This window comes from Chitinispirillales bacterium (assembly GCA_031254455.1).
In the GTDB taxonomy this organism is placed as follows: domain Bacteria; phylum Fibrobacterota; class Chitinivibrionia; order Chitinivibrionales; family Chitinivibrionaceae; genus WRFX01.
The window spans coordinates 36,281-49,198 of the sequence record JAIRUI010000046.1 but is presented as its reverse complement, the minus strand read 5'-3'; the positions used below and the strand labels follow the sequence as shown (position 1 = coordinate 49,198).

Below are 12,918 nucleotides of genomic sequence, written 5' to 3'. Positions count from 1 at the left end.
CCTTTAACGTCTGCGGAAAAAGAGCATAATAGGCAAATTTCAAGTAAACGTGTAAAAAACGAACACGCTATCGGTTTTATCAAAAGATTTAAGGTAATATCTGAAAAATACAGAAACAGGAGAAAAAGATTTAAACTAAGGTTTAATTTAATAGCGGGAATATGCAATTATGAAAATAATTATTGATTTCGCAAGAGGTCTATTGTATCAGTATTGAATTTGCTTCATAATTATTATATGTGTTTTTTATTTCATATTTTACTGAATTATAGAACTCTGACGGTAAAAAAGCTGATATAAAATCATTTTCATTAAAACTTATACTATGTCCGATGGGTTGCGTTTTAATTGACATCATTAAAACTCTATTATCAACCAATAAAAGGCATTTTAATACTATTTTACCAAAAGAAAAATCAAACAAAAGTCTTTTGCGCGATTTTTCTTTTGCTTCTGATAAAAGTTTATCAATATTATCAAATTTCATAAGTTCCCTATATGTTTTCTGATTTCTTTTTCAATCTTGGTGTATCTGATTTTGGAGGTTTACTTGGTTCACCAATACGGCGGGAATGTTTGTCATAATATCGCCTTTATCGGATAATGCGGTCTCAGCCAAGAAACAGTCTCGAAAAAAACAGTGAAGCCGTAATTCCGGCAACGTCGCTCGACAGCGCCGCAGGAACGGCGTATCGCGTCCTTACAATTCCGGCGGCGCCGAAATATACCGCCAAAACATAAAAGGTAGTATCCGTCGAACCCTGCATTACGGAAACCAAATCGGCAAGAAATGTGTTGGGTTGTTTTTGTACTATTTCCGCCATTACGGCAAAAGACCCTGTCCCGGAAAGCGGACGCATAAGTCCGACCGACAACGCTTCCGCCGGCATTCCTACAAGCGACAAAACAGGCGACAATACCCAGTTTATCATATCTAAAGTTCCGCTCGCCCTAAGCATTCCTATCGCGACAAAAACCGTGACCATATATGGAATTATACGAATTACCGTTTCAAAACCGCCTTTGGCTCCTTCGCAGATTGTTTCATAAACAGGTTTTTGATGAAGTTTCCCGTAAAGTATAAATACCGCCAGTAAAAGCGGAACAAGATACGATGCCGCAGACGAAACCAAATCCTTGTTTAACGTCAACCCTTGCGTTATTACGTGTTTGTATATCGAAAACGCTATAGAAATGAGAATCGCCGAGGACAAAATTACAAACGCAGGCGAAAGTTGCGGCTTTTCGGCGGATTTTTCTATATTTTCAATTCTTTTCAATTCTTCCAGCGGGACGACGGACGGCATAGGATTCCGTTTCGCAAGAAATTTAGTACAAATAATCGCGACGGTCGTCGAGCAAATCGTCGCCAAAAGCGTCGGCAAAATTATAGAAGCGGGATTTTGAACTCCGGCGCTTGCTCGAACCGTTATTACGCCTAATGGAAGAATAGTTACGCTGCTTGTGTTTATCGCCAAAAACAAAATCATATCGTCGGTGGCGGTACCTTTTTCTGGAGTTAATTTTTCCAATTCCTGCATTGCTTTTATACCCATCGGAGTCGCCGCGCTTCCAAGTCCGAGCATATTCGCCGACAAATTCATTATTATAGCGGACATCGCAGGATGGTTTGCCGGAATTGATGGAAAAAGTTTGCTTAAAACAGGCTGCAATTTTAGTGCGACAACGCTCAAAAGTCCCGCTTTTTCAAGCAAAAACATAACGCCTAACCATAACGCCATCGGTCCTATTAATCCGATCGCCAACGCTACCGCGCCCTTCGCAGATTCGAAAATAGCGGTGTTTAATTCCGGCATTTTCCCGTTAAATCCCGCTACGGCGACCGAAACTACCGCCATAAACAGGAAAATTACATTTATCGGAGATTCTTTTTTCTGCATTTTTTCTCTTTTATTCGTGAAATTACTAAACGGTTCAATTTAAGTTAATCATAAAAAAATTATTGTTTATATATATTTTTCATCTCTTTCTCACAAAATACTATATATCATTTGTAGAAAGTCTATATCTATTAAGTTAAGATAATTTTAATGAATTTTTCTTTTATTATTTCAGATTAAATTCTTTTAATATTAAACGTGCAGAAATTATTTTTACAAAGAAATTATAGGAAAGGATGCAAAAATTGAAAAAATTTCTAATTTTAACCTTAATTCCGCTTTGTGTGTTTGCGATTGAATTTACGCTTAAGGACGGAACTTACGTTTCAGGCGATCTGATTTGTGAAAACAAAGGAAGTTTAACGCTTAAAAACGGGAATGAAACCATCTCAATTTTTAAGAAATCAATAAAACTTTATGACGGGCAAGATATTTCCGGAATACGGGAATTTATTTTGGGGGATAATTTGATCGTTAAAAATAAAAACGAAATAATTTTTATTGTGACGACAAGCGACGACGCAAGAGTTAAATTGCGGGAAGTGTTGTCGGACGGCGATGAAAAACTACTTGGAGAAAAAAGCGGAGTTTGCGGCGACACTGTAAAGTTTTATGTTCCCGACGGAAAATATTACGAATCGGTCGAATATACGCGAGGCGGTGAAAAATATTATCAAACAAGCGCGCCTTTTGAGATGAAAAGTAAGTGCGACAAATTTGCTAAGGCTGAGATTTCACTGCTTGGGTTTCGAGGCGAACAAATTCCAATACTCAAAGGCGAGGCGCAAAAATTCAAAAAAGACGGAGAGTGAGTGGAGATAGGAAATTTTAACGAACTTGAGGTCGAAAGAATCGTTGCCAATGGTGCGTATCTGGGAGATGACGAGGGACGGGAAGTGTTTTTTCCGGGGACGTATTTTCTGCAAAACTTAGACGTCGGTGACAAAATAAAAGTTTTCGTTTACTGCGATTCGCTTGACAGACCTGTCGCTACGACAGAAACCCCAAAAGCGGTTGTTAATCAATTTGCACATTTGAAAGTTAAAGACGTAAATAAATTCGGTGCGTTTTTAGATTGGGGAATTTCAAAAGATTTACTTGTTCCGCACGGGCAGATGCTGGGTGCGCTGAAAGTTGGCGAAAGTGTGATAGTGCGGATTCTTTTTGACGACAAATCTCAAAGGATGATTGCAACTCCGCGCCTTCGTCCATTTTTTAAAAAGCCGGACGCTCAGAATTATCCGCACGGGAAAAAAGTTGATTGCATGGTTTATGAAATTAAAGATTTTGGCGTTATGGTTATTATGGACGACGAATGTCCGGCAATGATTCAAATTTCGGAATTTAGAAAACTTCCTGATATAGGCGATAAATTTATCGCCTATATCAGAGAAATTCGCAATGATGGGAAAATTACTTTAACTTTTGCGCCGATGGGAAACGTAAGAGTCGAATTTTATAATGCGGTATTAGAGAAACTTGAGAATGCGGGAGGATTTCTTCCGATAAACGACAGTTCGTCTCCTAAAGAAATTTTTGACATGTTTGGAACAAGCAAAAAAAGTTTCAAAAAATTGGCTGGAAATCTTATGAAATTCGGTAAAATAACTATGGACGCGAAAGGTATTCGCAGGAGTAGCCGATAATGGAAATGTTTTTGTGGATTTTGGATATTGCGGGGACTTTGGCGTTTGCCGTTTCCGGAGCGGTTCGCGGGGTAAGACACAATTTGGATATTTTGGGCGTTACGGTTTTGGCTATTGTTACCGGCGTATTCGGCGGAATCGTGAGAGATGTTTTGATAGGTCAAACTCCTCCTGCATGTTTTCAAAACGAACTTTACTTGATTATCTGTATTACAGGCTCAATCGTTGTTCTGTCAAGAGCGGAAAGCATTGCAAGGCGTTCCGAAAAGCAATGGAGCGTTGTTCAGATTTTTGATGCGATAGGGCTTGGTATTTTCTCGGCAATCGGCGCCGCAAAGGCGATTTCGGCAGGTTTCGGTGTTGTCGGAATTATTATGATGGGAATGATTACGTCATGCGGCGGAGGAATAATTCGGGACGTTTTAGTTCGTGAAATTCCGTTAGTTCTCAGACGTGATTTTTACGCGACCGCTTCAATTATAGGAGTAATTTTTATGCTTTTGGCTAAAAAAGCCGGCTTTAACGAATACGGGCAAATTTTGTCGGCGACAATTGTTGCGAGCGGACTTCGTTTTTGGGCGATGGCGACTCATTTGCAACTTCCGCAAAAGATAGGCGGCAAATGAGAATTGCAATTTTATTTCTATCTGTTTTGGCGCTTTCCTGCTCCAAAAATGTACAAAAAAAAATGTTTCTGAAAATGGATACGCTTGTTGAAATTACATTTTTCTCAAATAAAAACGCACAAATCAAAAACGAAGAAATGTTTAAAAAAATAGAAAATTTTATGGACGACTGGGAATATAAATTTTCTCCGTCAAACGAAGATTCGGAAATCTCAAAATGTAATAATCGTCAAACGGATACTCTTGAAATTTCAGACGATTTGTTTTATATGATAAAAACCGCGAATTTTTATTCTGAGAAATTAGACGGATATTTTGATATTTCAATCAAACCGTTGAAAGATTTTTGGGATATAAATTCGCAAAATTCTTTTCTTCCCGACCCAAAAGACAGCAGTATTTCAGACACATTGTCACAAGTTTTACGTAATGTCGATTACACAAAAATATCGTTGCTTGAAAATCCTAAACGAGTAGTTTTTGAAAATCCTGAAATAAAAATCGACTTAGGCGCCGTCGCTAAAGGTTTTGCTATTGATAAGATTAAAGATACTTTACTGAATTATGAATTTCGTAATTTTATTGTCAATATCGGCGGCGACATTTTTGTTTCCGGAAGTAAAGTCGGCGGCGCTCAGATAATCGTGGGAATAAAAAACCCTCGGGGCGGAGAAGTTTTAAAAACTATAGCGCTCAATTCAAAAGCTATAAACACAAGCGGTGATTATGAACGGTTTAGAATTGCGAGATCCGGAGCAAAAGTTCATCATATCTTTGATACGAAAACCGGATATCCGGCTTCTAAAAATATTTCTTTGTCTGTTACGGGAGAAAGTTCCTTAGTCTCGGATATTTTGACTACAGGACTTTTCGCTATGCCTGCCGACAGTATTTTGATAAAGATCAAAGAATTTGAAGGATATGAGATATTGCTTATCGACTCGTTAGAGAATTTGTTTGAAACCGATTTTTTTACAGAAAAAAGGTCTAAGAAATAACGTCCGCAAATTATTTGGGAATTATAGTTGTGCAATATGCACATGTATATAATTCCCAAATATTTATATCAGTCTTCCACCTGAATCCAAATTATCGGATCTTGTTCCAATTCTTTACCGTTAAACTCTTTGTCGCTTCCGGCGGAAAGCGCCGCAAATCCCCAAAAACCCGCCGCTTGCGGAACAAACGCAAAAACGCCGTTATCGTCGGTAACTACCGTGTTCGTTCCTTTTTTGTCGTTAACGGTAATAGTCTTGCCGCCGTAAAAATACTTAGCCTGATTTACCGGATAATTCAGCAATTCAATTTCTACCACCGAATTCGGCACGAGATTTCCTTCGTTATCTACGACTTTTGCACGAAAAATTTGTCCGACAGTGACGTTGTAAGGATTACTGAGCGGAATGATTTCGGTATATCCGTCGGCGATTCTGTTTTGCCAATCGGTATCAAACCCGCCTTTGTTGACAAACAATTTCGTTATCTGCTGAATATATAAACCTTCCTGTTCTTCCCAATACGGATGCGGAACGATAACTACGCCGTAGTCGCCTGCCGATTTGAAATCATTCCCCGACAAAACGATTTCGCTACCCGACGCTTTGCTTGATTTTGTCGCCCACTGAACCGCCTTTACCGATGACGATAAATCGGTTTTTTTACCTTTATGGACGACAAAAATTTCCTTGACGCCCAAAACGTTCCCGTTTTCGTCCATTCCGCGCTTTAAAATCGGTTCTCCGTCATACGGATGAGTAAAAAACGATGAAATTTTCACCTCGTTTCCGCTTTCAATCTCGGTTTTTACTGTATAAAGAACCTCAAAATGCGCATATATCGCAGCGGAAAAAAACAAAACCGTAAACAAAAATTTTTTCATAAAACTCTCCTTAAATAAAATTTCCATTTTAGCAAATTAATATAATTATTTCTTAAAACGCAATAGAAAAATTAAATTTCGGACACTTTTGTAAACGTCGAGAAAAATACTACTTTTTTATTGTTTTGAATACCACCAAGGGATAATAACTCCCGTTCTCAAAGATACCCAGCCGCTGACATCGTAACCGCTTACCGGAGTAAGCGATAATTCCGCATATATAGAAGGACAGAAAACCACCGCTTTAGGAGCGATTACCGCCCTTAAACTTGTGATCCAAGTGTCGTTTCGTTTTTCAATCGACAAGTATTCATAACGATCGTCGGCAATCTTTTTTGAAATTCCGTTCAACGTAATTTTCTCACGCAAATAACCTACCAAAATCGCAATCGACAAGCCCCTGTCTCCTGCTCTAAATCCTATTTGCCCAGAATACGAATTAAAAAACAATTCCGGATTAACATCCAAAAATTCATCGTAAATAAGATAACAATTTTTATACTCCGGCGAACTTTCCCCTATATCTATTTGGTACGGTTTTTTGTACTTGACTCCACCGAATCCTTGCCCGTACTCAGCCGATACTATTACAAAAGATTTGGCAATCCATAACTTGTTGAAAAATGAAAATCCTCTGTAATTCGTCCCTATTAACGTCCCGTCGTTAAAAAGCGAAACTATGTCACGGAATTTTTTGTCGGTTGCGGTTCTATATTGAACGGAAATAGCGGACGCTTCTATTGAAAACGGCTGACGATTCAAGTAGTCGCCTAAAAATTTACCGAGTTTTTTGAGTTCGTCAATCTTTTTATTTTTTGGACAATCTTCATATGTTCCATATATGTCAAGGCATTTATTAACATCGTCGTTATCGAAAAGCCGCTCTAATTTTATGTTCAATTTCTGCATACGATCCGGCAGTATCGTTATCTCCTGCTCATTTGTACGATACCCTCTATACGAAATAGAAATATTATGCTTACCGGCTTTTGTATTACAAAACAAAATACCGACTCCGGCTAATTTACCGTCAAGAAAAATCTTTGCTTCTTCCGGTTCGGTTTCTACAAACAATGTAGCGGTTCTATAATTAAAAGCAAAATCTACGTTGGCAATTTTACCGACTTCAACCTCTACGAAAGTGTCAATCGGTTCGTATTCTATTCCGCCGTTCCAATAAACGTTGTGTTCGCCTGCGTTCAAAAGTATTTTTCTGCTGTCGTTTTCAATATATCCGTCAATCAAATAAGGAATGCCGTCCGGCGGAGACGGTAAGTTCAATATCCCGTGCGAACGGTCGCCAAAAATAGATATGGTATCCGAAATTTGCATTTGTGTAAAAGAAAGACGTACCGTATCGTGCGCCGGAACGAAAATTGTTCTTTCGCGAAAATTATAATTTTCAAGAGATACATTTATTTGAGCCGAACTGCTTTTAATTTCAACTACTTTCGGAGTTGTCAGTCCCGTTTCTTTGTCATTGATTATTATTTTTGCCCCGGACGGCGAACTGTTAATTTCAACAAAACCAGCATAACCGTTTATAACTGCAAAAAAAACGGCTATTTTAAGCTTTTTGAACAATCTTTACGCGCCTTTTCACAATGAAGAATATATCCGTTAAGAACTTGAACCATTTCTTTCTTCTCGTCACCGTCGGGCATAGCGTTATATTCCCTCTGAAAATCAACCGCCGCATCGCAAATTTCTTTCATAAGAATACATTCGTCGGTCGAATCGGGATTAAGCGGCGCAGACGTAGTTTTTATTGATGTCGTCATTTCCGAAGAACTTTCTTTTTTTTCATTTTTTTTAGCGCTTATTGAGCAAATAATCAAAAACGCAAAGCACAAAACAGCCGATTTATTGAATTTCATAAATAAATCCTTTCATTAATTTGTCTGTAAATATATTAAATTTCAAACGCCGCCGCTTTGATTTTTTATTTTTCGTTACAAAAATATATTATTTTTACGACTTAATACTTGGTATAGTAAAAAATTCGGAATTTATATGCTTGTTCATCTAACGACTAATGATTTTAGTCGAGACGAAACCAATCATGATGGTTTTAATGCAAAAAACAATTTATACGGCTATGTTTCAAATTCAATACAACGCTACCGATATCCAATTAAATATAACGAATGTGAAAAACAATATTTAATAAAAGAAAGGCGATTTGACTTTAAACAAGACAGTAAAAATTTCAAACTAAATCAAAGGAGTTTATTTCAATGACTTATAATATTTACAATTTATTTGTGAAAAACGTAAAAAAGAGCAGGTACGGCTATATCAACATTTTGATTGTCGCGGCAATTATACTTTACGGCGTTTATCGCTGTTATGAAGTCCGTGTAACGGAAAATTTCGGCGAAAAAGTATTTACAAGCGTTTTGCTTTGTTCCATAAGCGCATTTTTTATTTTGACCGTACAGTTTTTCGGCTTATTTGCTAAATGGCAGCCGTTTATGGTATCAATGGTTCTTTTCGTTTCCGAAACGCTTGGAAGCGTAATCGATGGAGAATTCGGGCTTTATTTTAACATTTTGACACTCATAAGTATAGCGCTTGCATTTTATTTGGATTCGGAGAATTATTTATTGTACTTTCTTGTGAGCAGCGCTATTTTGGCTGTTCTTTATTTTTGCAATATTTTACATTTACATTACAAAGACGGAATAATTTACAGTTCTTCTTTAACGCTTGCGTGGGTTTTTTATGAGATAATAACGTTTATGATATTTATTTTGTTGAATATTGCGTGTAAGAGCATTCATCTTTCTGAAAAGCGCGACAAAGTAGCGTTGAATTTGCTCGCCCGCGCGGGAGAATTACGCGACCATGAAACCGGAAACCATCTTTATAGAACTACTTTTTATTCAGAGATTATAATTTCGGATTTGATTAAAAAACCGAAAAAACATTATTTGATAACCGAAGACGAAGGAACTCGTATAATTGATACGGTCAAACTTCACGATATAGGTAAAATTGCCGTTACGGATGCGGTTTTACTTAAACCTGGAAGTTTGAGCAAAGAAGAATTTGAAATTATGAAAACGCACACCATACACGGCGCAAAGATGTTGGAAGAAGCGGTGCGTATTATGGATCAGCAAGACGAACTATTGGCGACGGCATATAATATCGCTTACGGGCACCACGAAAAATGGGACGGAAGCGGTTATCCTCGCGGACTATCCGGTTTTGATATTCCGCTTTGTGCGAGAGTAGCCAGTATCGCCGACGTTTTTGATGCGCTGGTGACAGAGCGGCCTTACAAAAAAGCGTTTTCGGTACGCGAAGGGTTTGATATTCTGTATAAAGATTCCGGTTCGCATTTTGACCCGTATTTAATAGAAATTGTGAAAAGGCACGAAAAAGATTTTATTGAAATTTTGGAAAAATTCAGATAATTATCGTCCCTTTAATTTAAGCGCTAATTTTGTAATTTTCGCAAATTCCCCGAAAATTCAAACACTTATATGTTGGAAGTATTTTATTTTCAGACGGAATTCGCCGATTCGAAAGAGATTTTATGAAATATTTTTTACCGATTATAATTTTTTTCTCATTTGTTTTTGCGCAAAGCGAAAGCAAAGCCTTTCACAAACATAATTCGTTTGAAACAGAGCATTTTGTAATAACTTACGACAAAAATTTTGAAAAATCGGCAAACGAAATCGCGACAATTTTAGAAAAATTATATCCGATTTACAAAGACAAATATGCGATAACGCTTCCGAAAAAAACAAACGTTTTGGTATCAAATTCTGCGTTTAGCGGCGGATGGGCGCTCGCTATGCAAAATACGATTGCGATTTGGGTGAACGATATGGACTGGAACATGCGGGGAACGGCGAATTGGCTTGAAAACGTTGTCGCTCACGAATACGCGCACATCGTTTCAATTTCAAATTCATACAAAATGCCGTATTGGATGCCGTATTTTCAATTAGGATATTTTAATCATCCCAATGAAAAAAATTCTGCGGAAATCATGTATATTTTCCCGTCGGAAATTCTTCCGCCGTGGTTTTTCGAGGGAATAGCGCAATACGAGAGTTCCAAAAATAAAGGCGATAGTTGGGATAGCCACCGCGACATGATTTTACGAACTTTAACACTTAGCGATTCGCTTTTGTCGTGGGATAGAATTTCTGTGTTTTCAGGAAGAGCCGACGATTACGAAAAAACATATAATCACGGATTTTCGATAGTGAAATACATCGGCGAAACGTACGGCGACGATAAAATTGCGGCGATAATTCGAGAATCGTCGCGATTCGGGCGTTTGGTTTTCGACAATTCCATAAAAGCGGTTTTGGGAATTTCCGGGAAGCAGCTTTACAACGAATGGAAATTACATTTGCAGAAGAAATATTCCGAGCAAAAAGCGGAATTAGGTGAATTAACGAATGCGGAACAAATTACAAAAACAGGTTTTGACAATTATTGGGCGAAATATTCGAATGACGGCGAAAAAATCTATTTTTTGAGCAACGGAGAAAGTGAAAGCTTTTACAAGCAACTTTGGGTCTATGATAACAAAGTTAAAGACACAAGCGATACTAACTTTACAAACGACACGAATAAAATAAGAATGCTTGCACCGCAAATCAATAATTTTTATTCTATAGACGGCGAAAACAATGCGGTTTATATGTCGGCGGCAAGTCTGAAATCAAAACTTCCGCACAATGCAGGCGGCGAATTTGTTTATGATATTCACAAAAATGTTCTTCCGACAGACACTACAAAAAAATCATTAATCGCAAGCGTTAAAAGCGATGAACAGTTATCTTTTACAAAAAATTATCAAAATCCCGTGTTTTCACCCGACGGTAAACAAATTGCCGCAATTCATCATGATTTTGACAGGCATTTTTTGGTAATCGGGAATGCGGACGGAACCGATTTTAATGAAGTTTATCCGTTAAAAAACGATGAAAATATTAAAATAAAAACGATGTATTCACTTGATTGGTCGAGTGACGGAGACAATATTGCGGTTAGTTTTATGGATAAAGATTTCCGAAAAATCGGGATATATAATATTCCGTCAAAGAAATTTGTCGTAATTTCCGATAATTCCTGCGACGACCGTGACCCAAGATTTTCAAAAGACGGAAAAACGCTTTATTTTTCGAGTAACAGAACAGGGATTTTCAACATTTACCGAATGAACGGAAGTCAAGCCGAGCAAATTACAAATGTAATTTCGGGAGCGTTTGCGCCCGATATTTCAGCCGATGAAAGTGAAATTCTTTATTCGGGATATTCACAAGACGGCTACAAAATTTTTAAAACAAAAATCAATCCTCCCGATGAAAAAACGGGAATTATAATAAACGAACGGGAAATTCCCGAATATCGCGGCGAATTGCTTTCGGGAAGCAGAAAAAATTACTCGCATTTTCCGCGTAAATGGATTGTAATTCCGACGATTCTTTCTGAAGCGATAGTTGCCGATAACGATAATCCGTACAAAGGCGTTACACATTTCAAATACGGAGCGGTTATCGGTGTTATGGACCCGCTTTATTGGCTTGAAAAGGGAAATATGCTTACACTTTTTTATTTGACAAACAATATTTTTAAACAGATTTCAGCCCCGTTTATAGATAAATCTCGGAATTTACTGGTACCCTACGATTTCGGCGTAATGTATGATTCTTACATTTTCCCTATTGATATTTCGCTTTCGTATTTTAAACGCAACGTTCCGACTCAAAGCGATTTTATTCATAATTATTACGGCTACGATACGCTTACGATTACCGATTATACGATTCAACCGTCACAAATTCAATTATTGTTATCAAAATCGATTATGACAAAATTTCCGACAAATCACATAACCGTCGGCGCTTTTACAAATTATACGAATTACCGCTTGCAAGTTCGTATCGATGATTACGACGGAGATAAAAATATGCTTTATTTGTGGTATGACCCCGCAGATTTGTACAGAGTTGGAGCGCTATTGTCTTATGGAAATATCCCGCGTTATTCGTCCAGCAATGTTTTGTCGCCGAAAGGCTTTACCGCGCAATTTCAATACGATTTTAATCACGGAAATTATGCAAATAACGAAGAAGTCATAAAAATTGAGAATGGGAAAATAAAGGAAAACAATGAGCCGTATAATTTCAATTCATACAAACTCGGACTTTTTTTGGGAAAGCCTAGTTGGTTAATCAGCGATAAAGTGGATTTCGCGATTCAATTAAATGCGTCCGTAATTAAAGAAACTCCAAAAACAGCCGATAAAATCAAGGCTAATTACGAGAAAAATCCGTTTGCTTTTTCAGAAGATCTGCCGGATTTCTTTTATCCTGTACAGAAAATTCCAGGGTATTCGTACTCGTATCGAGCTCACAGTAAGACACAGCAGATTATCGGCTCAAAAGGCGATACTTCATTTGTAAAAATGAACGAAGATTCTGTCGTAGCGAGCGACAAGGTACTTTTAGAACTGCATTCGTCGTATAGATTCCCGCTTACTTCGTCTAAAGGGATTGCGAAAAAATGGTGGATTTTCTATTTTGACAAACTTTACGGAGCCGTCAATTTTGGCGGAGTATTGCCTGCACATTCAATTCGTGATATAGAAGACAAGACAATCGACGACGTATTGCTTTACGTCGGCGCGGAATTACGGCTTTCTACATTCGCTTTCAATTCCTACCCGCTTGCAATAGGATTTCGTTATGACTACGGAATTAGCCGAGACGCGCCTATAGGAGGCGGCCGTTTTACATTTTCGTTAGGATTTGAATTTAACAATTGGACAATTATTGAACAGCCGGACGGGAATCGTTATGTGCCGTCGATTTTACGCGGACGAGTGAAATGAT

At 37.9% G+C, this 12,918-nt stretch carries 12 protein-coding genes; 7 read left to right on the top strand and 5 right to left on the bottom strand.

The window, feature by feature from the left end; all coding sequences use genetic code 11:
• Positions 1–186: IS5/IS1182 family transposase (locus LBH98_03630; protein MDR0303847.1), on the top strand; the 186-nt coding region annotated here is incomplete at its 5' end.
• Positions 187–199: 13 nt separating this feature from the next.
• Here LBH98_03630 and LBH98_03625 read toward each other — a convergent pair.
• Both LBH98_03625 and LBH98_03620 read right to left on the bottom strand, forming a co-directional pair.
• Positions 200–487, bottom strand: coding sequence for a hypothetical protein (locus tag LBH98_03625; protein MDR0303846.1), 288 nt, complete (start codon positions 485–487; stop codon positions 200–202).
• Positions 488–611: 124 nt separating this feature from the next.
• On the bottom strand, positions 612–1,901 hold the full coding sequence (locus LBH98_03620) for a hypothetical protein (protein ID MDR0303845.1): 1,290 nt from the start codon (positions 1,899–1,901) through the stop codon (positions 612–614).
• A 245-nt stretch (positions 1,902–2,146) separates the two neighbouring features.
• Here LBH98_03620 and LBH98_03615 point away from each other — a divergent pair, with 245 nt between their 5' ends.
• The 4 genes from LBH98_03615 to LBH98_03600 are packed head-to-tail and all read left to right on the top strand — an operon-like array spanning position 2,147 to position 5,171.
• The gene (locus LBH98_03615) at positions 2,147–2,713 is read left to right on the top strand and encodes a hypothetical protein (protein ID MDR0303844.1); all 567 of its coding nucleotides are present in this window, start codon (positions 2,147–2,149) and stop codon (positions 2,711–2,713) included.
• On the top strand, positions 2,714–3,547 hold the full coding sequence (locus LBH98_03610; GenBank protein MDR0303843.1) for a hypothetical protein: 834 nt from the start codon (positions 2,714–2,716) through the stop codon (positions 3,545–3,547).
• A complete protein-coding gene (locus LBH98_03605) occupies positions 3,547–4,173 on the top strand; it encodes a trimeric intracellular cation channel family protein (protein ID MDR0303842.1) in 627 nt (208 codons plus the stop codon). The genes LBH98_03610 and LBH98_03605 overlap by 1 nt, the downstream gene beginning before the upstream one ends.
• Complete coding sequence (locus LBH98_03600) at positions 4,170–5,171, top strand: FAD:protein FMN transferase (protein MDR0303841.1); 1,002 nt, start codon at positions 4,170–4,172, stop codon at positions 5,169–5,171. The genes LBH98_03605 and LBH98_03600 overlap by 4 nt, the downstream gene beginning before the upstream one ends.
• A 68-nt stretch (positions 5,172–5,239) precedes the next feature.
• Here the strand turns inward: LBH98_03600 and LBH98_03595 are convergent, their stop codons facing one another.
• The 3 genes from LBH98_03595 to LBH98_03585 form a co-directional block, all read right to left on the bottom strand.
• Positions 5,240–6,052: a DUF4198 domain-containing protein gene (locus LBH98_03595; GenBank protein MDR0303840.1), complete on the bottom strand. Its 813-nt coding sequence runs from the start codon at positions 6,050–6,052 to the stop codon at positions 5,240–5,242.
• A gap of 117 nt (positions 6,053–6,169) precedes the next feature.
• Positions 6,170–7,636: a PEGA domain-containing protein gene (locus LBH98_03590; protein MDR0303839.1), complete on the bottom strand. Its 1,467-nt coding sequence runs from the start codon at positions 7,634–7,636 to the stop codon at positions 6,170–6,172.
• Positions 7,615–7,929, bottom strand: a complete 315-nt coding sequence (locus LBH98_03585; GenBank protein MDR0303838.1) for a hypothetical protein — start codon at positions 7,927–7,929, stop codon at positions 7,615–7,617. Before LBH98_03585 ends, LBH98_03590 begins: the two co-directional genes overlap by 22 nt.
• A gap of 360 nt (positions 7,930–8,289) precedes the next feature.
• Between LBH98_03585 and LBH98_03580 the strand changes: the two genes are divergently transcribed.
• Both LBH98_03580 and LBH98_03575 read left to right on the top strand, forming a co-directional pair.
• Positions 8,290–9,474 carry an HD domain-containing protein gene (locus tag LBH98_03580; GenBank protein ID MDR0303837.1) on the top strand — a complete coding sequence of 395 codons (1,185 nt, stop codon included), beginning with the start codon at positions 8,290–8,292 and terminating at the stop codon, positions 9,472–9,474.
• A 122-nt stretch (positions 9,475–9,596) separates the two neighbouring features.
• Positions 9,597–12,917, top strand: coding sequence for a hypothetical protein (locus tag LBH98_03575; GenBank protein MDR0303836.1), 3,321 nt, complete (start codon positions 9,597–9,599; stop codon positions 12,915–12,917).
• The last annotated feature ends 1 nt before the right edge of the window (position 12,918 follow it).